Source organism: Pseudocitrobacter faecalis, from assembly GCF_965231525.1.
Classification (GTDB): Bacteria; Pseudomonadota; Gammaproteobacteria; order Enterobacterales; family Enterobacteriaceae; genus Pseudocitrobacter; species Pseudocitrobacter faecalis.
Genome location: NZ_CBDDNJ010000002.1, coordinates 3201232 through 3227319, shown reverse-complemented (window position 1 = coordinate 3227319; position 26088 = coordinate 3201232). Strand labels below are relative to the sequence as shown.

Genomic DNA, 26088 nt, shown 5'->3' with positions numbered 1-26088 from the left:
CTCACGGCTTGCGCTGGCGTCAAAGTTTGCCAGACTAAAGAGGTCATACCAGTGGTGTGACCTCTGACTCTTCTAATAACATGTAAGGCTATGGCGCTATGCAGACAAAAATTAAAGTTCGCGGGTATCACCTGGACGTGTATCAGCACGTCAATAACGCCCGATATCTGGAGTTTCTCGAAGAGGCTCGCTGGGATGGGCTGGAAAACAGCGCCAGTTTCCAGTGGATGACCGCGCACCATATCGCCTTCGTGGTGGTGAATATTAATATTAACTACCGCCGCCCGGCGGTGCTGAGCGATGTGCTGACGGTAACCAGTAAAGTGGAGCAGCTAAACGGGAAAAGCGGCGTATTAAGCCAGGTAGTCACACTCGACCCGGAAGGGCAGGTCGTGGCGGATGCATTGATTACGTTTGTCTGCATTGACCTGAAAACGCAGAAGGCGTTGCCTCTGGAAGGGGAATTACGCGAACACCTGGAGCAGATGGTCGCGTAAGTGCACATTGCCCGGTGGTGCTTCGCGTACCGGGCCTACAAATGGCCGCCAGGCCGGGCAAGCCATGTAGGCCGGATAAGGCGTAAGCCGCATCCGGCGGTTACGCCGCACATCGCCTGATGCGCTTTGCTTTTAAGGCCTACAACCCGGTTTTCTGCTTCATCGCTGCCGCCACGCCGACTTTATCCGCCAGATAGTGGTTCAGCCCGTTAGCCCGCAGATGGCAGGACGCGCAATGCCCGCAGCCATCGCCTTTAATGCCGTTATAGCAGGTCAGCGTTTCATTACGCACCAGGTCGAGTTTGCCCCAGTAGTCCGCCAGCGCCCAGGTTTCGGCTTTATCGAGCCACATCAGTGGCGTTTCGAAACGAATATCTTTTGCCATGCCGAGGTTCACCGCGTGATTCAGCGCCTTAACAAACTCGTCGCGGCAGTCCGGGTAGCCGGAAAAATCGGTTTCACAAACGCCCGTGATGATCGCTTCTGCCTGTACCTGATAAGCGTAAATCGCCGTCAGAGTCAGGAACAGAATATTGCGTCCCGGCACGAAGGTATTCGGAATACCGTCAGCGTCTGGTTCATAGTCCGGCACCGGAATACTGTCGCGCGTCAGGCTGCTGACCGCCAGTTCATTAAGCAGGGTGACATCGAGCACTTTATGAGCACGCGCGCCCAGTTTTAATGCCAGTTCACGGGCGACGTCGATCTCTGCGCGATGACGCTGACCATAATCAAAAGTGACGCAGTGAACCTCATCATATTGATGGAGCGCCTGCACCAGGCATGTAGTGGAATCTTGTCCGCCGCTAAAGACGACAACCGCGCGTTTCATAGCATTTCCTGTTGATGACGATAAAGACGCTATGGTAACGCGCGGGCAGCGTGGCGACCAGCTTCTTCACCGTGTTGACGGCGGCAGCCAGGCCTGGGTGAAATCAAACCAGCCGCGCGCGTTAAGGTGAATGCCGTTTACGCCCGGCGGCGCGCTGATTTGGTATTGATAGTTAAACAGCGGCGTGAGCATGCCTTCTTCCATTAACAGGGTGAAAATAGTTTTCAGCGCCGCGATGCGCTGTGCTTCGTCCTCCAGCGCCTGCGCGGCATCCAGCGCGGTAATCAGCGCTGAGTAACGTGACTCGCTCAGTATGGCGGGCCATAACGGATCGCAGCGCAGCCACTGCTCAAGGGTGTATTCCGGCATTTCGCCAATCAACCGATCGCCCATTAGCAGATCGGCCTGATCCAGATCCGGATAATCGTCCCAGCTTTTCGCATCGTGGAAGCAGAGCGTCAGTTCACAGCCCTGATGCGCCAGCGCCTGTTTAAGCTCCCCGGCCATGGTGTGCAACTCAACAGGCAGGTGATAATGCAGCGTTAGACGCGGCGGCAGGGGCGTGTCGTCTTCCGGTGCTGGCGGAATCGCCCAGCCGGGAAGCAGCGCCTCGCTGGGGGTTATCAGATTTTCATCTACCGGCAATGATTCCAGCAGGCCGCTGTGATGAATCAGCGAAATCACCCGTTGCGCCTGGGCTCTCGACAGCCGTGAACTCTGACGAAACGTCAGGTAGCAAAAGCCGAGGCTGATGCTGTTGCTCACCAGCCGTAGCTGACTGAGTTCTTCCGCTTCGCCGACCGCGATTTGCACCGGATGACGGCAACTGGTGCCCAGATCCTGTTCGAAAAGCTGTGGGGTGATCCAGAACTCGATCGCCTGTAACAGCGGATGCCCCAGATGATAGCGATGGTGACTTTCCAGACGCACCAGATCGGGCTCAAAGATCTTCAGCTGGAATGGGCCACAGCCGAGCGTGGGATCGTCGGGATGCGCCAGCACGCTGCAATAGCTTGCCAGCCGATGCGGCAACCAGTAATCCGGGTGCGAAAGCGTAAAGCTCAGGCACTGGGCGTGGGGCTGTGCTACCTGTTCCACGCTGGCGAACAGTTTGCGCAAACCGGGCAGCGTCAGCAGCATTTCCAGTCGTTGCTTAAGCTGGGCCGTTTCGATGGGGTCGCCGTTGTGCCAGTGCAGGCTGGAGCGAATATAGAACTGCCAGCGTAGCCCGTCTGCTGATACTTCCCAGTGGTGCGCAAGATCGCCTTCCGGGCGAGCGGTATTACGGCCAAAGCGAGTCAGTCCGGAATGAATTTGCCCGGCTAAATGCTGTTCGGCGCGACCCACCAAAAAGCCGGGATGCAACGGTTCCAGCGGACGATAGTAGGGGATGCGCAGCGTCGGCGTATTGTTCTGCCACTGGCCGCCCAGAAAAGGGTGCAGCAGCGCGCGCAGTTCCACCGGTGCCAGTTGCGCCAGTTCCAGCGCATTGTGTTGCTGACCGCTGTTTAACGCCAGCTCCATCATCTCATTACGCAGTGCGTCCGGCGTCGTGTGGAAGGTCAGCGTACCGCGCTTCCCGCGCCCGGACTGCGCCTGCCAACTGAGCCAGCCCGCCTCGCTCGCCTGACGCAACAGGGTACGCACATGTCGCTCGCTGCAAAAACAGCGCGTCGCGAGATCGGCAATGGTGACCTGCTGCGGCGCACCGGAAGAGGGCAGCCACAGACGCTGAAACTGGTTTAATCGGTTTAGCAGTCGCATAAAAACCCGGAACAATAAATGTGAACAATTCAGTATTACTTCCGTATATCTCAGGCAATACTGGTACGCAAGAGAGCGGGATCACAGGCCGAGATAAAATGGCAAAACTGGCGGCATTTGATATGGATGGCACTCTGCTGATGCCCGATCATCGGCTGGGTAATGAGACGATCGCCACGCTCAAGCGTCTGCGCGAACGCGACATTACGCTGACCTTCGCCACGGGTCGGCACGTGCTTGAAATGCGTCCGCTAATTGATCAACTGGCGCTCGACGCTTTCCTGATTACGGGCAACGGAACCCGTGTTCACTCTCTGCACGGCGATGTCATGCATCGCAGCGACCTCGCCCCGGACGTGGCCGATGAAGTGTTGCATGCCCGCTGGGAGACCCACGCCAGCATGCACGTTTTCAACGATAACGGCTGGTTCACCGGCAAAGCGATTCCGGAAATGTTGCAGGCGCATAGGTACAGCGGCTTTCACTATCAACTGCGCGATTTGCGGCAGATCCCGGCCCATGAGGTGACCAAGATCTGTTTCTGCGGCGATCACGATGATCTTGCGCGTCTGAGCATTCAGCTACAAGAGGCATTGGGCGATCGTGCGCATCTCTGTTTTTCGGCGGTTGATTGTCTGGAAGTGTTGCCTGTGGGCTGTAACAAGGGCGCGGCGCTGACGGTGCTTAGCGCGCAGCTTGGCCTGACGATGCAAGAATGTATGGCATTTGGCGATGCGATGAACGATCGCGAAATGTTGAGCCTGGTCGGGCGTGGCCTGGTGATGGGCAACGCGATGGGGCAACTGAAAGCGGCATTGCCGCATCTACCGGTTATCGGACACTGCCAGAATCAGGCGGTCTCTCACTATTTGACACATTGGCTGGACAAACCCAACCTTCCTTATTCCCCCGAATAATGAGACCTTTCCAGCAAGCCGGGATGATAAGCCCGGCTTTTTTTCGCTTATCGGGCCAGCAGGCACTCAATTTCTGCCTGCCACGGTGCGAGATCGCCGATATTTTCCTTCACCCATTCAGTGTTGTAGTAGGTATCCAGATATCGCTCGCCGCTGTCGCACAGCAGCGTCACGATTGATCCGCTGCGCCCCTCTTTATGCATCCGCGCGGCGAGTTGCAATGCGCCCCACATGTTGGTGCCGGTGGAGGCGCCAACCTTACGGCCTAACTGGCCCTCCAGCCATTGTGCGGTTGCCACGCTTGCTGCATCCGGTACCCGTAGCATGTCATCGACCACATCAGGAATAAAGGAAGGCTCGACGCGTGGGCGGCCAATCCCTTCAATTTTACTGCCAACGCTGCTGCGCAGGCTGCCGTCGCGGCTTTGCCAGTAGTCCATAAACACCGAGTTTTGCGGATCGACCACCATTAACTGTGTGTTATGCCCCTGGCAACGAATGTAGCGGCCAATTGTCGCCGATGTGCCGCCGGTACCCGCGCTCATTACAATCCAGTCAGGGATTGGGTTAGGTTCATGGCTCATCTGGCGGAAGATGCTGTCGGCAATGTTGTTGTTTCCGCGCCAGTCGGTTGCGCGTTCGGCGAAAGTAAACTGGTCCATATAGTGACCGTTCAGTTCACGCGCCAGCGTTTCGGAGGCGGCATAAATTTCGCAGGCGCTGTGCACGAAATGGCAGCGTCCGCCGTAAAACTCAATCTGCTCAATTTTGCGTTTTGCCGTGCACGAGGGCATGACGGCGATAAATGGCAGCCCCAGCAGACGAGCAAAATAGGCTTCCGAGACGGCTGTGGAACCGGAAGAGGCTTCAATAATGGTCGTGCCTTCTTTGATCCAGCCGTTGCACAGGCCATACAGGAACAGCGACCGCGCCAGACGATGTTTCAGGCTGCCGGTGGGGTGGGTGCTTTCATCTTTTAAGTAGAGCTGAATACCGGGAAACGCCGGCAGCGACAGACGAATCAGGTGCGTGTCGGCGCTACGTTGATAGTCGGCGTTAATTTCGCTGATGGCATTTTTGACCCAGGTGCTGTTCATGGCGAGTTTCCATTTGTCATTTTGTGCCTAGCTTAGCGAAAGATGCGGAAAAAATTGTTGCTATCTCCACTTTAAAATAGACTTACAGGAGAAAAATTTTCTCCTGAGGTGGGCAATGTTAGATAAAATTGACCGCAAGCTGCTTTCGCTGCTGCAAACGGACTGTACCCTCTCTTTGCAGGCACTGGCCGATGCCGTTAATCTGACCACCACACCCTGCTGGAAGCGGCTCAAACGGCTGGAAGATGACGGCATTTTGCTTGGGCGCGTGGCGTTGCTGGATGCGGAGAAACTGGGGCTGGGCCTCACCGCGTTTGTGCTGATAAAAACGCAACATCACAGCAGTGAATGGTATAGTCGTTTCGTGAATGAAGTCAGCCAGATGCCCGAGGTGCTCGGCTTCTGGCGTATGGCCGGCGAATATGACTACCTGATGCGGGTACAGGTCGCCGACATGAAACGCTACGATGATTTTTATAAAAGCCTGGTGAATCGCGTCCCCGGACTCTCGGACGTCACCTCAAGTTTTGCGATGGAACAGATTAAATACACCACAGCGCTTCCCATCGAATAACACTATCTCTGGAATTTTACTGCGTGCGATTATTTGCTCAATTAAGCTGGTACTTCCGCCGGGAGTGGCGTCGCTATCTTGGCGCCGTCGCGTTGCTGGTGGTTATCGCCATTCTTCAACTGATCCCGCCGAAGGTGGTGGGTTACGTTGTTGACGGCGTCACCCAACAACACTACACCGCGACGACCATCTGGATGTGGATTGGCCTGATGGTGGCAATTGCCATCGTGGTTTATCTGCTGCGTTATGTCTGGCGCGTGCTGCTGTTTGGTGCGTCCTATCAACTCGCGGTCGAACTGCGGGAAGACTTTTATCGCCAGTTGAGTCGCCAGCACCCGGAATTTTATCTGCGTCACCGCACCGGTGATTTAATGGCGCGCGCCACCAATGATGTTGACCGTGTTGTCTTTGCCGCCGGGGAAGGTGTGCTGACGCTGGTCGATTCGCTGGTGATGGGCTGTGCGGTGTTAATTGTGATGTCCACGCAAATCAGCTGGCAGCTTACCTTACTGGCGCTGTTACCGATGCCGATTATGGCGCTGGCGATTAAGCGCTACGGCGACATGCTGCATAATCGCTTTAAGCTGGCGCAGGCGGCATTCTCAAGTCTGAATGACCGTACACAAGAGAGCCTGACCAGTATTCGCATGATTAAAGCCTTTGGCCTGGAAGATCGCCAGTCGGCGCTGTTCGCCGCGGATGCGGCGGATACCGGGGCGAAAAATATGCGCGTGGCGCGTATTGATGCCCGTTTTGACCCGACGATTTATATCGCCATCGGTATGGCAAATCTGCTGGCTATCGGCGGCGGAAGCTGGATGGTACTTCAGGGCACGCTGACGCTCGGTCAGTTGACCAGCTTTGTAATGTATCTTGGTTTAATGATCTGGCCGATGCTGGCGCTGGCGTGGATGTTTAATATCGTCGAGCGCGGCAGCGCCGCCTACAGCCGTATTCGCGCCATGCTGATGGAAGCGCCGGTGGTCAATGACGGCAGCGAATCGGTGCCTGACGGGCGCGGCGTGCTGAAGGTCGCCATTGAGCAGTTCCATTATCCGCAGACGGAAAAAGCCACGCTGACGAAAGTCCATTTCACGCTACAACCGGGGCAGATGCTGGGCATTTGCGGCCCGACGGGCTCCGGGAAATCTACCATTCTGTCACTGATTCAGCGTCACTTTGATGTGGAAAAAGGCGAAATCGATTTTCACGGTATCGCCCTGCCAAAACTCAAACTGGATGCCTGGCGCAGCCGCCTGGCGGTTGTCAGTCAGACACCGTTCCTTTTTTCCGACACCGTAGGCAATAATATTGCCCTTGGCCGTCCTGGCGCGACTCAAGAAGAGATTGAACACGTGGCGCGTCTTGCCAGCGTCCATGAGGATATTCTGCGACTGCCGCAGGGCTACGATACGGAAGTGGGCGAGCGTGGGGTGATGCTCTCCGGCGGGCAGAAACAACGCATTTCGATTGCACGCGCGCTCTTGCTCAATGCCGAAATCCTGATCCTTGACGATGCGCTCTCGGCGGTAGACGGACGTACCGAGCACCAGATTTTGCACAACCTTCGCCTGTGGGGCGAAGGCCGCACGGTGATTATTAGCGCGCATCGTCTGTCGGCGCTGACGGAAGCCAGTGAAATTATTGTGATGCAGCACGGGCATCTGTGCCAGCGCGGGCAGCATGAACAGCTGGTGACGCAGCCGGGCTGGTATCGTGATATGTATCGCTATCAGCAACTGGAAGCGGCGCTGGATGAAGAACCGTCGGAGGTGACCGATGCGTAATTTTGGTCAACTGTGGCCGACATTAAAAAGATTGCTGGCCTACGGTTCACCGTGGCGAAAACCGCTCTCTATTGCGGTGGTGATGTTATGGGTGGCGGCAGCGGCGGAAGTCTCGGGGCCGGTGCTGATAAGCTACTTCATCGATAATATGGTGGCGAAACACACGTTGCCGCTGGGCACCGTTGCGGGGCTGGCGGCGGCGTATATCGGCCTGCAACTGCTGGCGGCGACGCTGCACTATAGCCAGTCGCTGCTGTTTAATCGCGCGGCGGTTGGGGTGGTGCAACAACTGCGTAGCGACGTGATGGACGCCGCGCTGCGCCAGCCGCTCAGTGAATTTGATACGCAACCCGTAGGGCAACTGATTTCGCGCGTCACCAACGACACGGAGGTGATCCGCGATCTCTACGTCACCGTTGTGGCAACGGTGCTGCGCAGCGCCGCGCTGATTGGCGCGATGCTGGTGGCGATGTTTAGCCTCGACTGGCGCATGGCGCTGGTGGCTGTTTGTATCTTCCCGGCGGTACTGACGGTGATGGTGATTTACCAACGCTACAGCACGCCTATCGTACGTCGCGTGCGCACGTATCTGGCGGATATCAACGATGGCTTTAACGAAGTGATCAACGGCATGAGCGTGATTCAGCAGTTCCGTCAGCAGGCGCGCTTTGGCGAACGTATCGGGGAACACAGCCGTCAGCACTATCTGGCGCGTATGCAAACCCTGCGTCTTGATGGCTTCCTGCTGAGACCACTGCTAAGCCTTTTTTCCTCGTTAATATTGTGCGGGCTGTTGATGCTGTTTGGCTTCACCTCGGTGGGCACCATTGAAGTGGGGGTGCTGTATGCGTTTATCAGCTATCTGGGACGTCTCAATGAACCGCTGATTGAACTCACCACCCAGCAGTCAATGCTGCAACAGGCGGTGGTGGCCGGTGAGCGCGTATTCGAGCTGATGGACAGGCCGCGCCAGACCTACGGTGACGATACGCGTCCACTGGACAACGGTGATATTGAGATTGATAACGTCTCCTTTGCTTACCGCGATGACCGAATGGTGTTGCAGGATATCTCGCTGTCGATTCCCTCGCGCAGTTTTGTGGCGCTGGTGGGGCATACGGGCAGCGGCAAAAGCACGCTTGCCAGTTTGCTGATGGGATACTACTCGCCGAACGCCGGCGAAATTCGCCTGGGTGGTCGCCCGCTTGGCAGTTTGAGTCATCAGGTGCTACGTCAGGGCGTCGCCATGGTGCAGCAGGATCCGGTAGTGCTGGCCGACTCTTTCTTCGCTAACGTTACGCTTGGCCGTGATATCAGCGAAGCGCAGGTATGGCAGGCGCTGGAAACGGTGCAGCTGGCGGAACTGGCGCGTGGGCTGAGTGATGGTATTTATACGCCGCTGGGCGAGCAGGGGAACAATCTCTCCGTTGGGCAAAAACAGCTGCTGGCGTTGGCGCGCGTGCTGGTCGATACGCCGCAGGTGCTGATTCTGGACGAAGCCACCGCCAATATCGACTCCGGTACCGAGCAGGCGATTCAACAGGCGTTGGCTGCCGTGCGTGAACACACCACGCTTGTGGTGATTGCGCACCGGCTTTCCACCATCGTCGATGCTGATACCATTATGGTGCTGCATCGTGGACAGGCGGTGGAGCAGGGTTCGCACCAGCAACTGCTGGAAGCGAAAGGCCGTTACTGGCAGATGTATCAGCTTCAACTGGCCGGTGAAGAACTCGCCGCCAGTGCGCAGGATGAAACGCTGACTGCCTGATGTGATGCTGGTCAGTTAAGGGCCGATTCACTTTTCAGAGCATCCTCCCGTTGCGCTCCTGTCTGGCTCCATGCCATATAAATCGTGCAGGCGCAGGGAGCACGCAGGGGGCGGCCAATCGCCGCCGCCCCCTGCACCCCCAGGCTCCGGCGGAAAAATCGCCGCTTCGCGGTTCCCTCAGCTTATCCCTTACGGCTTTCGGGTCGGGCGCGAGGTAACATCCCTGTAAAGCCGCGCCCTCAGCCCACATCCATGTGGGCTGCCCCGGCCTCCAGGGAACGCTTCGGCGATTTTGACGCCACCAACAGCGGTGCGGTCTTTACGTTAACAGCAAAAACCGGTGTATCTGAAACCGATGAGTCCCCGCTGGAAATCGGCGAGCCGGAGAATGGAAGACAAGGTCAGTCCGCCATGGATGGCGGACTGAGGCGAACCGAGACAGGACGTCGAGTTTCGCCGTGCCGCAGGCTGGAGTTCGGAGGAGAGCGTAGTGCGAAGCACCGATTTCCCTGCGGGGCCGCGGGGATTGCGAAGGGGGGCGCGGTTGCCCCCCCTTTGCCCGTTCACTGACTCAGATGTTACATATTGCGCAAAACATAAAGTGAACGGAACTTTGCGCTTAGCTGACCATCATTAACGGACTGATGCACTTTTTTTAAGCAATTTGCTAACAGACGCACCAGCGCGTGCAATTCAACCACGCATCATGCACTCGCATGGTGCGTTTTTGTTTCATTTCCAGCTAATGCCTGTGCACCGCCATGTGCCTGACGCCATTAACCGCCAATTCCCTCTCAATTTTCATTTCTGGCACGCCCCTTGCTTTATCTATTTCGTGTAGCAGCAGCCATTACCGAATTCTGACTGGAGGGGATCTATGAAGCTGGTTACCGTGGTAATCAAACCATTCAAACTCGAAGACGTCCGCGAAGCGTTGTCTTCAATTGGTATTCAGGGACTGACCGTGACGGAAGTGAAGGGCTTCGGTCGTCAGAAGGGGCATGCCGAGCTGTATCGTGGCGCGGAGTACAGCGTGAACTTCCTGCCGAAAGTGAAGATTGATGTCGCGATTGCTGACGACCAGCTTGATGAAGTCGTGGATGTGGTGAGCAAGGCGGCGTACACCGGAAAAATTGGCGACGGTAAGATTTTCGTCACCGAGCTGCAACGTGTGATTCGTATTCGTACCGGCGAAGCCGACGAAGCGGCACTGTAATTCCTGGCGCACAGTGATAGGGATCGAGAAAATGAAAATAGCAAAATTGAAAACCGGTTTGGCGGCTCTGGCGCTGTTGCCGGGTCTGGCGATGGCGGCTCCGGCGACGATCGATAAAGCCGATAACGCCTTTATGATGATTTGTACCGCGCTGGTACTGTTTATGACCATCCCGGGAATTGCCCTGTTTTACGGTGGTCTGATTCGTGGAAAAAACGTTCTCTCTATGCTGACGCAGGTCGCGGTCACCTTCGCGCTGGTCTGCGTGCTGTGGGTGGTCTACGGCTATACGCTGGCCTTCGGCACCGGCGGCAGCTTCTTCGGTAACTTTGACTGGGTGATGCTGAAAGGCATTGCCCTGACCGCACCGATGGGCACCTTTTATCAGTATATCCACGTTGCCTTCCAGGGGTCGTTCGCCTGTATTACCGTTGGCCTGATTGTTGGCGCGCTGGCGGAGCGTATTCGCTTCTCTGCGGTACTGATTTTCGTGGTTATCTGGCTGACGCTCTCTTACATTCCGATTGCGCACATGGTGTGGGGCGGCGGTCTGCTGGGCTCTCATGGCGCACTGGACTTCGCGGGTGGTACGGTTGTACACATTAACGCTGCGGTTGCGGGTCTCGTCGGGGCGTATCTGATTGGCAAACGCGTGGGTTTTGGCAAAGAAGCGTTCAAACCACATAACCTGCCGATGGTGTTTATCGGTACCGCCATCCTTTACTTCGGCTGGTTTGGCTTCAACGCGGGTTCAGCGAGTGCGGCGAACGAAATTGCCGGTCTGGCTTTCGTGAACACCGTTGTGGCAACGGCGGCAGCGATTCTGGGCTGGGTCTTCGGTGAATGGGCGCTGCGCGGTAAACCGTCTCTGCTGGGCGCGTGTTCCGGGGCGATTGCAGGCCTGGTGGGAATTACTCCAGCGTGTGGCTTTATCGGTGTCGGCGGCGCGTTGATCCTCGGTATTGTTGCGGGACTGGCCGGGCTGTGGGGCGTTACCATCCTGAAACGCTGGTTGCGTGTGGATGATCCTTGCGATGTCTTCGGCGTTCACGGCGTGTGCGGCATCGTGGGTTGCATCCTGACCGGTATCTTCGCCTCTACCTCCTTTGGCGGTGTCGGTTACGCGGAAGGCGTCACCATGGGCCATCAGGTGCTGGTACAGCTTGAGAGCATCGGCATCACCATCGTCTGGTCGGGCATTGTGGCCTTCGTTGGTTACAAAGTCGCAGACCTGACCGTGGGGCTACGCGTGCCGGAAGAGCAGGAGCGTGAAGGGCTGGATGTTAACAGTCACGGCGAGAACGCGTATAACGCCTAATCAGTGCTCACAAAAAGCCTCCGCAAGCGGAGGCTTTGAGACTGATGACTAACGCGAAATTGCCTGATGCGCTACGCTTATCAGGCCTACAAAGATTCTGCAATATATTGAATTAGCAAGATTTTGTAGGACGGATAAGGCGTTTTCGCCGCATCCGGCAAGAACAAAGCGCACTTTGTCAGCAATCTGAAGCCTCCGCTTGCGGAGGCTTTTGCTTTCAGACGTCAACCTATCCGCGATTACGCATCACGCCTTCCTGTACCGTCGATGCCACCAGCACGCCATCCTGCGAATAGAACTCGCCGCGTACAAAGCCACGCGCGCTGGAGGCTGAGGTACTTTCCACGCTGTACAGCAGCCACTCGTTCAGGTTAAACGGACGATGGAACCACATGGAATGGTCAATCGTCGCAACCTGCATCCCTTTTTCCAGGAAACCGACACCGTGCGGCTGAAGCGCGACCGGCAGGAAGTTGAGATCGGAGGCATAACCCAGCAAATTCTGGTGTACGCGTAAATCATCCGGCACCGCCCCGTTAGCGCGCAGCCAGACCTGACGTTTCGGCTCGGCGACGTGGCCTTTCAGTGGGTTATGGAACTCCACCGGGCGAATTTCCAGCGGACGCTCGCAGAGGAATTTATCTTTTAACACCTGCGGTAACAGATGCTCCAGCGAACGGGCGATATCGGTTTCTGACGGCAGGCTCTCCGGCGCGGGCGCATCGGGCATGGTTTTCTGATGCTCGTAACCCGGCTCTGGTGCCTGGAATGACGCGGTCATATAGAAAATCGGTTTACCGTTCTGAATCGCCGACACGCGGCGAGCGCTGAAGCTGTTACCGTCGCGCAGCACTTCAACGTCATAGACAATCGGCTTCAGGCTGTCGCCTGGGCGCAGGAAATAGCTGTGAAACGAGTGAATCAGGCGTTCTACGGGCACCGTTTCTTTTGCGGCATAAAGCGCCTGACCCACAACCTGGCCGCCAAATACCTGACGCAGCCCCAAATCTTCGCTCTGCCCGCGGAATAATCCTTCTTCGATTTTTTCCAGATTCAACAATGCCAGTAAGTTTGAAAGCGCCTGACTCATAAATGTCCTCAATAATATTTTTCATCGCCGCGGCGAGGGATGAGCACAGTATAACGCAGTTTTGCAGCTGGTCCGATGGGTGCAAAAGTCTGAATAAAAGGTACTTTGCAGGAAAAAAAAGGAGATCTGTGCCACACTTAACGCGTTATGACTGTTTATGAATGGTCGCTCTGGCAGGAAAAAATCCTGCAGATGCATGAGCGAAAAGGAGAACGCAATGAAAATCGTGCCAATGTTAAGTGGAATAGCCATCGCCGTCGCCCTGTCTGCCTGTGCAGATAAGAGTGCTGATATTCAGACCCCAGCGCCAAATCCGAGCGCGGCGGGCGCTACACAAGGCGCTATTCAGCAGCCGAGTGTAACGGGTACCGTTTGGATCCGTCAGAAAGTGGCCCTGCCACCCGATGCCGTGCTGACCGTTACGGTTTCTGATGCCTCGCTCGCGGATGCACCGTCCAAAGTTATCGCTCAGAAAGTGACGCGTACCGAAGGGAAACAGGCACCCTTTAGCTTTGTGCTGCCGTTCAACCCGAAGGACATCCAGCCTAATGCCCGAATTCTGTTGAGCGCAGCCATTACGCTGAATGATAAGCTGATCTTTATCACTGACACCGTGCAGCCCATTATCAATCAGGGCGGCACCAAAGCTGACCTGACGCTGGTTCCGGTACAGCAGACGGCCATGCCAATGCAACAAACCGGTGGTGCGGCAACGACCGTACCCTCAACGTCGCCAACCCAGGTTAATCCGTCTTCTTCGGATCCGGCGCCGACGCAAATCCCGTAATCAACCTTGCCTGATGCGCGGGGCTTATCAGGCCTACAAGGTTTCTGCACTATTTTGTAGGCCGGATAAGGCGAAGCCGCATCCGGCAAGAACAACGCGAACGTTGTCAGTAACCTGTAATGCCCTCCTCGCGAGGGCATTTTTTTAGTAGATCCAGCGGTACTTCTGCAAATCAATCTTCCCACCGCCTGATACCTGCACGCCCTCGGCGAGCAGCGCCTGTCGCTGGCGCTGTAAATCCGGGCCGGTAAGGGAAATGGTGCCGTGGCGATTCACTACCCGATGCCAGGGCAATGTAGAGCCTTCCGGCAGTCGCTTTAATACGCCACCAACCTGCCGCGCTGCACGTGGCGAACCCGCCAGACGTGCCACATCACCGTACGTGGTGACGAAGCCTTCCGGGATCGAGGCGACAATTTGCCAGACTCGCTGGGGAAAGGAATCGAGTGCGTCCATAGTCTGTTCCTGATAAACCAGCGTTCAGCATAATCAGCAACCTGCGTGCTGTGAAGGGGCGATTGCGCAAGAATCCAGCAGGTAACCGCAGATGGCTTGCAATTGCATGGCACTGCAGGGATAATGCGCCAGCGCGTTAGGTAACTAACGCTCTCAATGGGGGCTCTGTTGGTTCTCCCGCAACGCTACTCTGTTCACCAGGTCAGGTCCGGAAGGAAGCAGCCAGGGCAGATGACGCGTGTGCCGGGATGTAGCTGGCAGGGCCCCCACCCAATTCAGCTCTCCGCAATAACGTTCTCCTCTCTCAACAATACCACGACTTCTTTCATCGCCTCTGAGTCGCGGCAAAGCCGTTAAATGATTTTGCGTAAGCAATGCGTATTTTGCTGCCCGGCAAGCGTCTGCCAGATCGGCTGTAATGATTCGAAGGCATTACGCAATGTTTCATCCGGCAGCGTAAAAGGCAGGCGCAGGTTGCGTTCAAACGCGCCCGCCAGCCCGAAGCGCGTGCCTGTGCCCAGATGAATTCCCACGCCTTCCGCCTGGGCGGCAAACTGCGTCGCCAGCATTTCGGGCAGCTCAACCCAGAAAGAGAGTCCGCCTTCAGGCTGGGTAAAGCGCCACTCCGGAAAATAGTTTTGCATGAGTGCGGCGCACATGTCGCGACGTTGCGCCAGCATCGCTCTTCTGGCAGGCATTAATTGGTCACTGTTTTCCAGTAACCACAGCGCCGCTAATTGTTCCAGCAGGGGGGAGCCGAGATCGAGCGTATCGCGTGCCTGAATCAGCGACGCGAGCGTGCGTGTTGAGGCCCGAACCCACCCTAAACGTAAACCACCCCAGAAACTTTTCCCGGCAGAGCCGATGGTAATCACCGGGGCATCGGCATTGAAAGCGGCCAGCGGCGGGGGAGGTGGGGCGTTGTACCATAAATCGACCATCGTTTCGTCTACCACCAGCGTGGTGCGCGTGCGAGCGCTAAGATCGGCAACAATCTGCCGTGTGGCGTGGTCCATACAGCGACCGGTGGGATTGTGAAAATCAGGCATCAGCCATGCCAGACGCGGCGCGGTCTGCGCGATGATGGCCGCCAGCCCGTCGGTATCCCAGCCCTGCGTGGGCAAAGATAAACCCACGGGGCGGCAGGATGCGCCCTGAATCGCGGCAATCGCTAACGGATAAGTAGGATTCTCAACCACCACGCGATCGCCCGGCCCGGTCATTGCACGTAACACCAGCGCCAGCCCGCTGAGCGCGCCGTTCACCAGCATAATCTCGTCCGCTTTTGTCGGCAGGCCGCGTGCGCAGTAACGATGCGCAATGGCTTCCCGCAGTACCCTTAATCCATGCTGGTCGTAGCCCGTGTGGTGCAGATAGCCTGGCAGCATGGTTAATGCATGGCTGTAGGCCTGATGAATTTCAGCGCCCGCACTCAGCGCGGCGGTAGAAAGATCCAGCGCCTCAGGTGCCGACATGCGGGTCGGAATCTCTCGGCGGCCTTCCGGTAACATTACCCACGAGCCGCTACCGTGGCGACTTTGCAGATAGCCTTCATCCCGCAGCTGCGCCAGTGCGCTGGCGATAGTGGTACGACTGACGCCCAACACCGCGGCAAATTCACGTTCGCCGGGCAAACGACTCTCCAGCGGTAATCGCCCATCAAGGATCAGCAAACGCAGCGCCTGCGCCAGCTGCCGCCAGAGCGGAGTGCGTGAGTTTGTCTCCTGCCAGTGGCCCAGCAGGCGTACCAAAGAGTGTGATGCCGAGCGTCGTGGTGTCATATGCAGTCCACTTTTTAAAAACTGGTCATTAATCATAAGTCCATTTTCACCGATGATGAAGTCCTGAACGCTTATTTTGAGGTGCATCATGCTCCGTCGACTTATCCAGCTTTATATCGGTTTGGCTCTTTACGGTGTCTCCACGGCGATGTTTGTTCGTGCGGATCTGGGGGCGGATCCATGGAACGTATTTCATCTCGGCGTCGCCAGCCTGCTGTCGATGAATATTGGTCTGGTGATTATCGCCACCGGCGTCCTGGTGCTGCTGTTCTGGATCCCCCTGCGCCAGCGTCCGGGGTTGGGTACGGTCAGTAACGTGATTGTGCTGGGGCTGACCGCCGATGCGACGCTGGCTATTCTGCCGCCGCTGGAATCTCTGGTGGCGCGTAGCGCGCTGCTGGCTGCGGCAATTGTGGTGAATGCACTGGCAACGGGGATGTATATCGGCGCGGGCTTCGGCGCGGGGCCGCGCGATGGCCTGATGACCGGGCTGCACGCGCGTACCGGCTGGTCGGTACGGATGATTCGCACCACGATTGAACTGTCAGTGCTGGTAATTGGCGTGCTGCTGGGCGGAACGTTTGGCGTGGGCACCGTGCTGTATGCCCTGGCGATCGGCCCCTTAATTCAGCTCTGCCTGCCGTGGTTTCGTCAACCCACCGGCACGCGTAGTGCGGCCGTCATTTCCTGAGCGCAGAGTTGCGGGTGCGCTACGCGTTTAGCGGGTAGCAGAACTAAACTTATCAACAGACGCGGCCAGGTTTTCTGGCTGTGCTGTCACTTCGGAGGTTTATCTGATGAAGTATGTTGATGGTTTCGTTGTGGCTGTTCCCGCGGAAAATAAGGAGGCGTACCGCGAGATGGCCGCAAAAGCAGCGCCGCTGTTTAAAGAGTTCGGCGCAACCCGCATTGTCGAATGCTGGGCGGATGATGTGCCTAACGGCAATCTGACCGATTTTCGCATGGCGGTGCAGGCAGAAGAGCACGAAGAGGTGGTCTTCAGCTGGATTGAATACCCTTCTAAAGATGCTCGCGATGCGGCAAATGAGAAAATGATGAACGACCCGCGCATGAAGGCGCTGGGGGAGTCGATGCCGTTTGACGGACGACGTATGATCTACGGGGGTTTCCTGCCCATCGTCGACGAGTAGCCAGGCTGGCTGTGCGGCGTGCCGCCAGCCAGACGCATGTCAGGAGACTTTGGTAAACAAGCGGTGGCGGTCAATCACCTCACCGTCACCGCGAAAAATCCCGCCGCCCGTATAATGCAGCGTTTGCGGCCATTCAGGCTCGGGCTTCACGCGTGCGGCGACCACTTCAAAAATAAAGAAATTGTAGCGCTCGACCAGCGCGTCATCATACAAACGACACTCAAAGCTGGCGTGACATTCTGCAATACCCGGCGCAGCAACCCGCTCGCTTTTTTCTGCCGTAAGATCAAAATGGGCGAACTTATCGGTGCTGTCGCCGCGACAATTGCCGATGCCGGAGACGATATCCACCATGCTGGCATCGGGCAGATTAATCACACATTCGCCGCTCTGGCGGATTAAGGCATAGCTGACGTTGCCGGCGGAAATCATCAACCCCATCAGCGAGGGGGAAAACTCAAGTATGGTGTGCCAGCCCAGCGTCATAATGTTGTTTTTGCCCTGCCAGTGGCTGCTGACCAGCACCACCGGGCCGGGCTCCAGCCAGTGACGCACATCTTCCAGAGGCCAGTGTTGCTTGTTCATTGCGCTCTCCTTCTCATTGGCTTTACCGTAAGCATAGCCCTTAGTGCGAGCGCAAATTCTCCTCGGCCCAGATAATAAAATCAGTTTTTGGCAGCGCTTTGCTGTACAGCCAGCCCTGGCCGTAATGCACGCCGTGCTGATATAACCACTCCTGCTGGCAGGCATTTTCGATCCCTTCGGCCACCACATCCAGCTTCAGGCTTTTCGCCATTTCGATGATATGCGGCGTCACCTGCTGGTATTCCAGCGCATCCACAAACGATTTATCGATTTTCAGGGTATCGACTTCCAGATCCTGCAGATAACGCAAACTGGAATACCCGGTGCCAAAATCATCAATGTAAATCGCATGCCCCGCTTTGCGATAACTTGCGATGGCAGGCAACGTGGTGGTTGGGTCGGCAAAACCACGCTCGGTCAATTCCAGGGCGATTTGCGAGGGCAATACCTTGCTGTGATTAAGTTGCTCTTTTAATAACGCTGGAAGCGTGGCAGAACGAAGATCCTCAACCGAAAGATTGATGGAGATGTGGAGATCCGGATGAACATGAAGCCATTTCCCCAGGTCGTGGAATACGTTTTTTACCACCGTTTCCGTAAGTCGGGTGATAAGCCCGGTTTGCTCAGCGAGCGGAATAAAAATTTCCGGGGACAAATAGCTGCCATCGGCTTGCTGCCAGCGTGCCAGCGCTTCAGCGCCAACAATTCGCCCGCTTTTTAGCGAAACAATCGGCTGATAGTGAACGGTAATGGCCGATTCATTTAAGGCGTCGAGCATACGGTGGTGGGGGGACTGCAGGCGCCGTAACAGACGCATAATAAACCAGGCGGCTAACAAACTGATTAAGATGCCAATCGGTAACCAGATAAGCAATTGATGATGCCAGCTGGCGACTTTAGGTTGTACCGGCGACCAGGTGACCACCGCCAGATCAAGCTCGGGATAATGCCGCACGGTGTAGATAGTGTGATTGACCGTCAGGGTTTCCAACCCCTCTTTTTGCATGCGTTTGAACACCGCAATATCAATCGGCTGGCTGCTTGCCAGCACGCGGTCTCTCACCGTGCCCAGAAGCGCAGACTGAATATTGCTGAGCTCAGAGGGAATCACGTCGATAAAGGAAAGCGGGTCGATAATCACCATATGCTGCTTGCTGGCGACAGCAATCATATGATGGTCAAGGCCAAGATCGTTCTTCGCGGTAAACCAGGTTCGGTAACCATCAGGTGTCACGCGATCGGGTTCCGGATAGGTGATGGGGGCGCTTTGCACCTCCAGCGAGGAGCAAATCGGCGTTGAGCCCTCAAGATAAAGCACTTCCTGAACATAGCGCCAGGAGTAGGAGAGGCGGCGCATTTCAAGCAGTTGCTGCGGGCTACAGCCCGGATTTTTGGAGGCGTCAATCTGGACAAGCGCGGCTTTCGCTTGATCCAGCACCTGCAGCGTGCGCGCCATCACGCGCGAAGCGTAGAGTTCCTGTTCATCCCTGAACTGGGCGTCCGCTTCTTGATGAGCCAGCCAGATGCTCAGTAAAATCGGCAAAAAAATTGCCAAAATGAGCACGCCCGTCACCAGACCCACCAGATGTCGTGTTGTCACAGCGTTGTCCTTAATGTGGCAAAGTACGACAAGTATATCCCATTAAAATAATAAGCTTATTAAACAATAGGGTTATTCTGAGATTGACTGCGCAAATTATCGCCGATGCGCCAGCGCGCGCACCAGGCGATCGCCGGTCATCTGCACGCCCTGCACCATAATGACCAGCGTCACGACCGTCGCGACCATGATTTGATCGTTAAAACGCTGATAACCGTAACGAATGGCTAAATCGCCCAAGCCGCCGCCGCCAATCACGCCCGCCATCGATGAAAAACCAATGAGCATCACCACTGTTAAAGTGATCCCCGCCAGCAGGGCCGGCAGCGCTTCCGGTAGCAGCGCTTTGCTGATCACGTGCCAGGTGTTGCCGCCCATTGAGAGCACTGCCTCAATTCGCCCGGAATCCACTTCATCGAGCGCATTTTCAGTGAGTCGCGCGAAGAAAGGAAAGGCGCCAATGGTAATGGGAACAATGGCCGCCGTGCTGCCGAGCGTTGTGCCGATCAATAACCGGGTGAACGGGATCAGCGCAATCAGTAGCACAATGAACGGCAGCGAACGTTCGGTGTTGACCAGGGCACCCAGCAGCGCATTCAAACGCGGCATCGGTACCAGCCCGTGGCGGCGGGAAATAAACAGCAGCACGCCCAATGGCAGGCCGATAAGTACTGTCAACAGCGCCGCCAGCCCCACCATATACAGCGTCTCCAGCGTGCCGTTCAGGAGAATAGGCCAAAGATCGTCCCAGCTCATGCGACCACGCATAAAGGCCTCCCGTTGATACCGTGACGCGCCAGAAAGCGACGTTCTTCATCGGCATCGCCTAACAGCATTTCACGCAGGCGCGACCAGGGGGAGACCAGCAGGTCGGCAATTTTTCCGCTCTCCTGCAATTCACCGTTTTCCAGCAATGCGGCGTGGTCGCAGAGGTTTTTCACCACTTCCAGTTGATGGGTGATGAGGACAATCGTCAGCCCAAGCTGACGATTGATGGTGTCGAGCAGCGTTAACACCGAGGCGGTGGTGTCGGCGTCCAGTGCGCTGGTAGCTTCATCGCATAGCAGCACATCCGGTTTCGCCGCCAGGGCGCGGGCAATACCGACGCGTTGCTTCTGGCCGCCAGAAAGCTGGGAGGGAAACGCCTGCGCTTTATCTGCCAGTCCGACTAAAAACAGCAGTTCTTCAATTCGCTGCTGACGTTCCGTTTTCGCCACGCCCGCGATTTCCAGCGGAACCGCGATGTTGTCCGCCACCGTACGCGCATGGAGCAGATTAAAGTGTTGAAAAATCATGCCCGTGCGCAGGCGGTGCGCCCGAAGTTGGGTTTTATTGAACAGAGTGATGTCGTCATCGTTGAACAGAATGCGGCCCGCCGTGGGCCGTTCCAGTAAATTCAGACAACGAATCAGCGTGCTTTTCCCCGCACCACTCCGCCCGAGAATACCGTAAATTGCCCCTTTCGGGACGTGAAGCGAGACGTTGTTGAGCGCCGGTCGGCCTGTTCCGGCGTACTGTTTACTTAGCCCGTCGAGCGTAATCATGACTGGGGCGCACTGACCGGGATCACCGAACCGTTGTAGTGCTGGCGGATAAATTCCGCAACCTGAGGTGAGGTCAGATCTTTCGCCAGTTCTTTGATGCGCGGATCGTTGGCGAGCTGCGGGTTCGTCACCAGAATATTGGCATACGGATTGTGGGCCGCGCTTTCCAGCCCCAGCGCATCTTGTGCGGGCGTTAATCCGGCTTCCAGCGCGTAGTTGCCGTTAATCACAGCCAGATCCACATCGTCCAGCGACCGCGGGATCTGCGGCGATTCGATCTCCAGGATCTTCACATTATGGGGATTTTCGACAATATCGTTCGGCGTCGCGAGCGTACTCGCCGGATCGTTGAATTTGCCGTCGAGTTTTATCAGCCCTTTACTTTGCAGCAGGAACAGCGCGCGGCTTAAGTTTGTAGCGTTATTCGGCACGGCGATGGTCGCGCCTTCGGGCAGTGATTTCAGATCTTTATGCTTGTGAGAATAAATACCCAGCGGTTCTATGTGCACCGTTGCCGCCACGGCGAAGGTTTTTCCTAATGCTTTTTCCTGGTCCTTCAGATAAGGCACGTGCTGGAAGTAGTTTGCATCCACGTCACCATTTGCCAGCAGTTCGTTAGCGTTGACTCCGCTGGTAAGTTCCACCACTTGCAGGTCGAGTGACGGATCCTGTCTTTTTATAAAGTTGAGAATTTCCGCGTGCGGAACCGGGTCTGCGGCGATGCGCAGCGGTGCCGCGTAAGCGCTCCAGGCCAGAGAAAGAGAGAGCGCGATACCTACCAGTTTGAATGCAGCATTTTTCATGGTGTGATTCCTTTATTATTGTTTTCAGGCGATAAGTTGTTCGCTGCGAGCGCGAAGCACATCGGAATAGTGACGTTCCGCGACGTCCGGATGTGAACGCAGGCGTCCTTTTAAGTAATTCCAGCCCACGTCGCGCAGAAGCGGATTGTGCGGGTCGCTTTGCGGCCCGTGCGCTTCTCGCGCCAGTGCTTCCGGCAAATCGTAGACGGGGACGACCGCATCCAGTTGGGCTCCGAGGAAGAAAGCGATCGACAGGCGTTCCTGATGGGCGGGGGGCGAAACCACGCGGTGCACGGTCGCGCGCAGATACCCATTGGTCGCCAGTTCGAGTAATTCGCCGATGTTGACGACAAAACTGCCCGGCAACGGGGCGGCATCGATCCACTCACCTTCACGTATCTCGACCTGTAACCCTTTTTGTTGATCCTGCAACAGGAAACTGAGGAAGCCGGAATCTTTATGCGCCCCTACGCCCTGGGTGCTGCTTTGTGTTTCCTGCTGGCCCGGATAGCGAATCAGCTTGATATGTTCGTTAGGTTTGTCGCCATACAACGTATCAAAGGCATGGGCAGGCAGTTGCAGCGCTTGCGCGAATGCGCGCAGCAGCGTCATTGCCATCTCCGTCATCGCACGTTGCCACGCCAGAAGTACCGGCTTCAGCGTCGGCAGCGCCTGAGGCCACAGATTGGGCCCCTGTAAGCGCAGCCAGCGCGGATCGTCTTCCCTCAGATGTAGCGCCTGACGCTCCGCGCCAATATCAAACTGCTCGCGCCAGTCGGGTTGGCCGCGTGTCAGTTCGGCTGCGCTGCGGTTGTAACCGCGAAAATGCGGGGAGTGCACCATCGCCACCTGCTGTTTTTGCGCGTCGGGTAGGGCAAAGAAATGTCGGGCCTGATGCTGGAGCTGCTGCGAAAGGGTTTCATCAACGCCGTGATATGTCAGGTAAAAGAACCCTACGTCGCGTGCGGCATGACGCAGTTGTTCAAGAAAAGCATCGCGTTCAGCGGCAGAGTGATAGTGCGCCAGATTGAGAACGGGCAGTGTCGTCAGGCTCATTGTTATCTCCGGAGTGCTGGGGGAAAAGGGCATTTTTATGAGTGAAGGGATAACAACAACAACGCATGATGATCGCTCCTGATGAGATGAGATAGCGCCAGCGTGCCTGATTCGCTGACGCGTCACCAATAACGATATTTTCTATTTTATGCCGCTGCGGGGTGCTGAGCTTTTGCGAAAAAGTGATAAGGGAATAGCCATGGAAAGCGCAGGGTTGATCGCGACGCATTAATGCCTTAGCATATTGTTATGTTATAACATATATGTTGAGGGCGTTATGAAAACCAATATCCATCCGCATTATCGTACCGTGGTCTTCCACGACACCAGCGCCAACGAGTATTTTAAAGTCGGTTCGACTATTAAGACCGATCGTGAAATTGAGCTTGAAGGAGAGACCTATCCCTATGTCACTCTTGAGGTTTCTGCGAAGTCGCATCCGTTCTATACCGGAAAACAGAAGTCGTTTTCCAGCGAAGGCAGCGCCGCGAAATTCCGTCAGCGCTTCGGTCGTTTTCTTGATGTGAGAGGCCAGTAATGCAGGTTCTGAATTCATTACGCAGTGCAAAACAACGCCACCCGGACTGCCAGATTGTGAAGCGCAAAGGGCGGCTGTATGTCATTTGCAAAACCAATCCGCGTTTTAAAGCGGTGCAGGGTCGTAAAAAAAGACGTTAATCTTTTCCATTATTGCGCCACTGTTCCAGGGTTTTTCGCTGCTTGCCGTCGGCATCGAAGTTGTCGGCGGCAAGCCAGTGACGAAACGCCGTATCAAGCGCAGGCCATTCGCTATCCAGAATCGAAAACCAGTCCGTATCGCGGTTATGCCCCTTAATCACCAGCGCCTGACGAAAGCGCCCCTCAAACTGAAAGCCTAAACGCAATGCAGCATTGCGCGACGGTTCATTCAGGCTATTGCATTTCCATTCGTAGCGACGGTACCCGAGCGTATCAAATGCGTAGCGCATCAGTAGCCACTGGGCTTCCGTCGACATCGGGGTGCGGCTAAGTAGCGGCGAAAAGTGCACGTGCCCAACCTCCACCACGCCATTATTGGCATCAATGCGCATTAGCGACAGTGAGCCCACCGGCTTATCGGTATTTTTATCAATCACCGCAAAATGGATGGGATCGCTGAGGTTTTCCACGCTGGCAACCCACTGGCGAAACTCGTCCACACAACTGTCGGGTTCACGCAGCAGCCACGTCCAGCTGCGCGTATCAGCGGCAAGCTGGTGGGCGGCGAACAGCGCGTCAGCGTGATGAACGGCCAGGGGCTCCAGACGACACCAGGCGCCGTCAAGCACCACTCGTTCCGGATGAGGACGCGGTTGCCAGTCGGGTAACGCATCGCCAATGGGTTGATTAAACTGATTAAGCTGACTCATAACCTCTCCTTGCTGTAAGTGGACGAGTTGAGAGTAGAGACTTACTGGTTCCATAAAAAGTGCCAGATGTGTATCTTCTGATGGTGCCACGAGGAGCCCTGATGAATATTCCTGATGATCCCTTTTTTACTTTCCTGCAACGCGCGCTGGCTATGCGCGGCCCGCAGACGCTGCAGCGCGGTCTTTACAATGCGCTGAGAGACGCCATTTTGCAGGGGCAACTACAGGCAAACTGCCGTCTTCCCGGTTCGCGCATCATGGCGCAGCGGCTGGCGATTTCCCGCAATACGGTCAACAGCGCGCTGGAGCAACTGGCGCTGGAAGGCTATTTGCTGCGCGACAGGCAGGGCACGCGCGTGGCGTCACTCCCCAAAACGCAGGCAGCAGCTTCATCGCCGGCGTTACCCGCCTCCGTGGCCGGGCGGTTTCGCCAGCTCCCGCCAGCGACGCCGCGTGAGTCGCCGCCGATGCTCTTTACACCGGGAACGCCCGCCATTAACTATTTCCCCTTACCGCTGTGGCGGCGGTTGCTCGATCGTACCTTGCGGGAGGAGGGGAGTTTGCTGCTGGGCTACGGTGATTCTGCCGGAGAAGCGTCGCTTCGCGAGGCGATTGCCCGTCACCTCGCGCTTTCACGGGGGATCCACTGCGATGCCAGCCAGGTGATTATCACCGAAGGTGCGCTGGAGGGGGTGAATTTTTGTACCCAGTTGTTGAGCGAGCCGGGGCAACTGGCCTGGGTGGAAGAGCCGGGTTACTTTGGCGCAAAAAGCGCCTTTCTGGCGGCGGGGTTACAGCTTGAGGGAATTCCTGTCGACGATGAAGGTATGCAGTTTGCGCAGGCCGCGTCGACGCCACGTCTTATTTTCACCTCTCCGTCGCATCAATATCCCACGGGGAGCGTGCTGAGTGCGGCGCGGCGTCTGGCGCTGCTGGAGTTTGCGCATCGCGCCGGTGCGTGGATCATTGAGGACGATTACGACAGTGAGTTTCGCTACAGCGGTGAGCCTATCCCGGCGATGCGCGGAATGGTAAGCGATGCGCCGGTCGTTTATTTGGGCACCTTCAGTAAAACGCTCTTTCCGTCGCTGCGGTTAGGTTTTATGGTGCTACCGCCTGCGCTGGTTGCCGCCGCACAACCGGCCATTCGCGCCTTGCTGCGCGGTGGGCATCGCGCCGAGCAACGCACGCTGGCGACGTTTATTGAGGAGGGACATTATGCGCGGCATCTGGCGGCGATGCGACGGCTTTATCGTAAACGGCAATCACAGCTACGCGAGGCACTGGCACAGGCGTTGCTGGTTCCGCATCAGGTGCTGGCCGGGGAGGGAGGGCTGCACCTGATGGTGCTTATCGACGGGATTGATGATGTGGCAGTGGTAAAACTTGCCCGCCAGCAGCAGATGTCACCGGCGGCGCTCAGTCAGTTTTATCTGGATGTGCAGCATCAGCGTTCTGGACTGGTGCTGGGATATGGCAATACGTCCGCATCGCGCTTTATTCCAGCGATACGGACGCTACAGCGGATTATTGCGTCGTTTCCGCGCGGGTTAGAGTGAAAACATCGTAGAATGAGAGTTCACCTTTTCTGGCGACCATCTTTTCCAGCTGCGCGCGGGCCTGCGCGCTGACGCGTGGCGAATTCTTAATGGCTTGAATTAACTCGTCCGGCACGAAGCGCGTGTTGTACCACTCGCCGTTATAGCAGACGCGGAAATCCAGCACGTCGATATCTTCGTAGTGATAACGCGGATACACGTCAAAGAAGAAAAACGCATTCAGCAGGGCAAACAGTACCCACAGCAGCCAGACGGAATCTTCCAGTGTTTCAGAGCGCATCATGACAATCAGCGTGGCGAAAAAGGCCGCGTACATCGCCAGGAACAGACCCGGGTGGTTGCGGATAAAACTGATGCTAAAGCGCGGCCTGTTGTCGCGCTTTTCACGAACATTCAGCTCATCGATGGTTTGTGTAAGTAATCGCTGGATTTCTGTCATAATAGGGCTCTGCAACTCAGGGCGGATTCCCCTATTCTATGTTGCATTAACCGATGCAAAAAGTAACAGATTGGTT

Annotated in this window: 27 protein-coding genes and 1 other RNA gene; 14 read left to right on the top strand and 14 right to left on the bottom strand. The window is 56.3% G+C overall.

Annotation, left to right across the window (positions count from 1 at the left end; genetic code table 11):
• Window positions 1-98 precede the first annotated feature (98 nt).
• Window positions 99-497, top strand: coding sequence for a YbgC/FadM family acyl-CoA thioesterase (locus tag ACOXYR_RS16010; RefSeq protein WP_015965563.1), 399 nt, complete (start codon window positions 99-101; stop codon window positions 495-497).
• Between the two features lie 139 nt (window positions 498-636).
• Here ACOXYR_RS16010 and queC read toward each other — a convergent pair whose 3' ends face one another.
• A complete protein-coding gene (gene queC, locus ACOXYR_RS16005) occupies window positions 637-1329 on the bottom strand; it encodes a 7-cyano-7-deazaguanine synthase QueC (protein ID WP_108474848.1) in 693 nt (230 codons plus the stop codon).
• Window positions 1330-1395: 66 nt separating this feature from the next.
• Window positions 1396-3093, bottom strand: coding sequence for an SgrR family transcriptional regulator (locus tag ACOXYR_RS16000; RefSeq protein WP_421355840.1), 1698 nt, complete (start codon window positions 3091-3093; stop codon window positions 1396-1398).
• A 98-nt stretch (window positions 3094-3191) separates the two neighbouring features.
• Here ACOXYR_RS16000 and cof point away from each other — a divergent pair, with 98 nt between their 5' ends.
• Window positions 3192-4010 carry an HMP-PP phosphatase gene (gene cof / locus ACOXYR_RS15995; RefSeq protein WP_189624334.1) on the top strand — a complete coding sequence of 273 codons (819 nt, stop codon included), beginning with the start codon at window positions 3192-3194 and terminating at the stop codon, window positions 4008-4010.
• A gap of 47 nt (window positions 4011-4057) precedes the next feature.
• On the opposite strand, the gene ACOXYR_RS15990 is transcribed toward cof, so the two are convergent.
• Window positions 4058-5107, bottom strand: a complete 1050-nt coding sequence (locus ACOXYR_RS15990) for a PLP-dependent cysteine synthase family protein (RefSeq protein ID WP_421355841.1) — start codon at window positions 5105-5107, stop codon at window positions 4058-4060.
• Between the two features lie 115 nt (window positions 5108-5222).
• On the opposite strand from ACOXYR_RS15990, the gene ACOXYR_RS15985 reads away from it, so the two are divergent.
• The 5 genes from ACOXYR_RS15985 (at window position 5223) to amtB (ending at window position 11773) form a co-directional block, all read left to right on the top strand.
• The gene (locus ACOXYR_RS15985) at window positions 5223-5681 is read left to right on the top strand and encodes an Lrp/AsnC family transcriptional regulator (RefSeq protein ID WP_015965558.1); all 459 of its coding nucleotides are present in this window, start codon (window positions 5223-5225) and stop codon (window positions 5679-5681) included.
• Between the two features lie 23 nt (window positions 5682-5704).
• Entirely contained in the window at window positions 5705-7468 is a 1764-nt protein-coding gene (locus tag ACOXYR_RS15980) for a SmdA family multidrug ABC transporter permease/ATP-binding protein (RefSeq protein WP_350435233.1), read from the top strand.
• Window positions 7461-9239: a SmdB family multidrug efflux ABC transporter permease/ATP-binding protein gene (locus tag ACOXYR_RS15975; protein WP_108474853.1), complete on the top strand. Its 1779-nt coding sequence runs from the start codon at window positions 7461-7463 to the stop codon at window positions 9237-9239. Before ACOXYR_RS15980 ends, ACOXYR_RS15975 begins: the two co-directional genes overlap by 8 nt.
• 877 nt (window positions 9240-10116) lie before the next feature.
• Window positions 10117-10455: a P-II family nitrogen regulator gene (glnK, locus tag ACOXYR_RS15970; RefSeq protein WP_421355842.1), complete on the top strand. Its 339-nt coding sequence runs from the start codon at window positions 10117-10119 to the stop codon at window positions 10453-10455.
• Window positions 10456-10486: 31 nt separating this feature from the next.
• On the top strand, window positions 10487-11773 hold the full coding sequence (gene amtB / locus ACOXYR_RS15965) for an ammonium transporter AmtB (RefSeq protein ID WP_108474854.1): 1287 nt from the start codon (window positions 10487-10489) through the stop codon (window positions 11771-11773).
• 229 nt (window positions 11774-12002) lie between these two features.
• Here amtB and tesB read toward each other — a convergent pair whose 3' ends face one another.
• Window positions 12003-12863 carry an acyl-CoA thioesterase II gene (tesB, locus tag ACOXYR_RS15960; RefSeq protein WP_108474855.1) on the bottom strand — a complete coding sequence of 287 codons (861 nt, stop codon included), beginning with the start codon at window positions 12861-12863 and terminating at the stop codon, window positions 12003-12005.
• A gap of 217 nt (window positions 12864-13080) precedes the next feature.
• On the opposite strand from tesB, the gene ACOXYR_RS15955 reads away from it, so the two are divergent.
• Complete coding sequence (locus tag ACOXYR_RS15955; RefSeq protein ID WP_113858796.1) at window positions 13081-13650, top strand: YbaY family lipoprotein; 570 nt, start codon at window positions 13081-13083, stop codon at window positions 13648-13650.
• Window positions 13651-13794: 144 nt separating this feature from the next.
• On the opposite strand, the gene ACOXYR_RS15950 is transcribed toward ACOXYR_RS15955, so the two are convergent.
• The gene (locus ACOXYR_RS15950) at window positions 13795-14106 is read right to left on the bottom strand and encodes an MGMT family protein (protein WP_108474857.1); all 312 of its coding nucleotides are present in this window, start codon (window positions 14104-14106) and stop codon (window positions 13795-13797) included.
• A 166-nt stretch (window positions 14107-14272) separates the two neighbouring features.
• Between ACOXYR_RS15950 and ffs the strand changes: the two genes are divergently transcribed.
• Window positions 14273-14369: signal recognition particle sRNA small type (gene ffs / locus ACOXYR_RS15945), an RNA gene on the top strand.
• A 90-nt stretch (window positions 14370-14459) separates the two neighbouring features.
• Here ffs and yczR read toward each other — a convergent pair.
• A complete protein-coding gene (gene yczR, locus ACOXYR_RS15940) occupies window positions 14460-15887 on the bottom strand; it encodes a MocR-like transcription factor YczR (RefSeq protein WP_421355843.1) in 1428 nt (475 codons plus the stop codon).
• Window positions 15888-15975: 88 nt separating this feature from the next.
• Between yczR and yczE the strand changes: the two genes are divergently transcribed.
• On the top strand, window positions 15976-16578 hold the full coding sequence (gene yczE, locus ACOXYR_RS15935) for a membrane protein YczE (RefSeq protein ID WP_108474860.1): 603 nt from the start codon (window positions 15976-15978) through the stop codon (window positions 16576-16578).
• 106 nt (window positions 16579-16684) lie between these two features.
• Window positions 16685-17038, top strand: a complete 354-nt coding sequence (locus ACOXYR_RS15930) for a DUF1428 domain-containing protein (RefSeq protein ID WP_108474861.1) — start codon at window positions 16685-16687, stop codon at window positions 17036-17038.
• Window positions 17039-17077: 39 nt separating this feature from the next.
• On the opposite strand, the gene ACOXYR_RS15925 is transcribed toward ACOXYR_RS15930, so the two are convergent.
• The 6 genes from ACOXYR_RS15925 to ACOXYR_RS15900 form a co-directional block, all read right to left on the bottom strand.
• Window positions 17078-17623 carry a flavin reductase family protein gene (locus tag ACOXYR_RS15925; protein ID WP_421355844.1) on the bottom strand — a complete coding sequence of 182 codons (546 nt, stop codon included), beginning with the start codon at window positions 17621-17623 and terminating at the stop codon, window positions 17078-17080.
• A gap of 40 nt (window positions 17624-17663) precedes the next feature.
• Window positions 17664-19223: an EAL domain-containing protein gene (locus ACOXYR_RS15920; RefSeq protein WP_108474863.1), complete on the bottom strand. Its 1560-nt coding sequence runs from the start codon at window positions 19221-19223 to the stop codon at window positions 17664-17666.
• A gap of 96 nt (window positions 19224-19319) precedes the next feature.
• Window positions 19320-19979, bottom strand: coding sequence for a methionine ABC transporter permease (locus tag ACOXYR_RS15915; protein WP_421355856.1), 660 nt, complete (start codon window positions 19977-19979; stop codon window positions 19320-19322).
• Window positions 19976-20767, bottom strand: a complete 792-nt coding sequence (locus ACOXYR_RS15910; RefSeq protein WP_108474865.1) for a methionine ABC transporter ATP-binding protein — start codon at window positions 20765-20767, stop codon at window positions 19976-19978. Before ACOXYR_RS15910 ends, ACOXYR_RS15915 begins: the two co-directional genes overlap by 4 nt.
• The gene (locus ACOXYR_RS15905; RefSeq protein ID WP_421355845.1) at window positions 20764-21570 is read right to left on the bottom strand and encodes a MetQ/NlpA family ABC transporter substrate-binding protein; all 807 of its coding nucleotides are present in this window, start codon (window positions 21568-21570) and stop codon (window positions 20764-20766) included. Before ACOXYR_RS15905 ends, ACOXYR_RS15910 begins: the two co-directional genes overlap by 4 nt.
• A gap of 24 nt (window positions 21571-21594) precedes the next feature.
• A complete protein-coding gene (locus ACOXYR_RS15900; protein WP_421355846.1) occupies window positions 21595-22626 on the bottom strand; it encodes an isopenicillin N synthase family dioxygenase in 1032 nt (343 codons plus the stop codon).
• 277 nt (window positions 22627-22903) lie between these two features.
• On the opposite strand from ACOXYR_RS15900, the gene ACOXYR_RS15895 reads away from it, so the two are divergent.
• Together ACOXYR_RS15895 and ykgO are read left to right on the top strand one after the other, a co-directional pair.
• Window positions 22904-23164 (top strand): type B 50S ribosomal protein L31, encoded by a 261-nt coding sequence (locus ACOXYR_RS15895; protein WP_015965539.1) that lies wholly within the window; start codon window positions 22904-22906, stop codon window positions 23162-23164.
• The gene (ykgO, locus tag ACOXYR_RS15890) at window positions 23164-23304 is read left to right on the top strand and encodes a type B 50S ribosomal protein L36 (RefSeq protein WP_005125190.1); all 141 of its coding nucleotides are present in this window, start codon (window positions 23164-23166) and stop codon (window positions 23302-23304) included. The genes ACOXYR_RS15895 and ykgO overlap by 1 nt, the downstream gene beginning before the upstream one ends.
• Here the strand turns inward: ykgO and ACOXYR_RS15885 are convergent.
• Window positions 23301-24014, bottom strand: coding sequence for a GNAT family N-acetyltransferase (locus tag ACOXYR_RS15885; RefSeq protein WP_407732205.1), 714 nt, complete (start codon window positions 24012-24014; stop codon window positions 23301-23303). The two genes, ykgO and ACOXYR_RS15885, sit on opposite strands and share 4 nt — an antisense overlap.
• A 101-nt stretch (window positions 24015-24115) precedes the next feature.
• Between ACOXYR_RS15885 and pdxR the strand changes: the two genes are divergently transcribed.
• The gene (gene pdxR / locus ACOXYR_RS15880) at window positions 24116-25573 is read left to right on the top strand and encodes a MocR-like pyridoxine biosynthesis transcription factor PdxR (protein WP_421355847.1); all 1458 of its coding nucleotides are present in this window, start codon (window positions 24116-24118) and stop codon (window positions 25571-25573) included.
• On the opposite strand, the gene ACOXYR_RS15875 is transcribed toward pdxR, so the two are convergent.
• Complete coding sequence (locus ACOXYR_RS15875) at window positions 25542-26012, bottom strand: YlaC family protein (protein ID WP_108474870.1); 471 nt, start codon at window positions 26010-26012, stop codon at window positions 25542-25544. The genes pdxR and ACOXYR_RS15875 overlap by 32 nt on opposite strands.
• Between the last annotated feature and the right edge of the window lie 76 nt (window positions 26013-26088).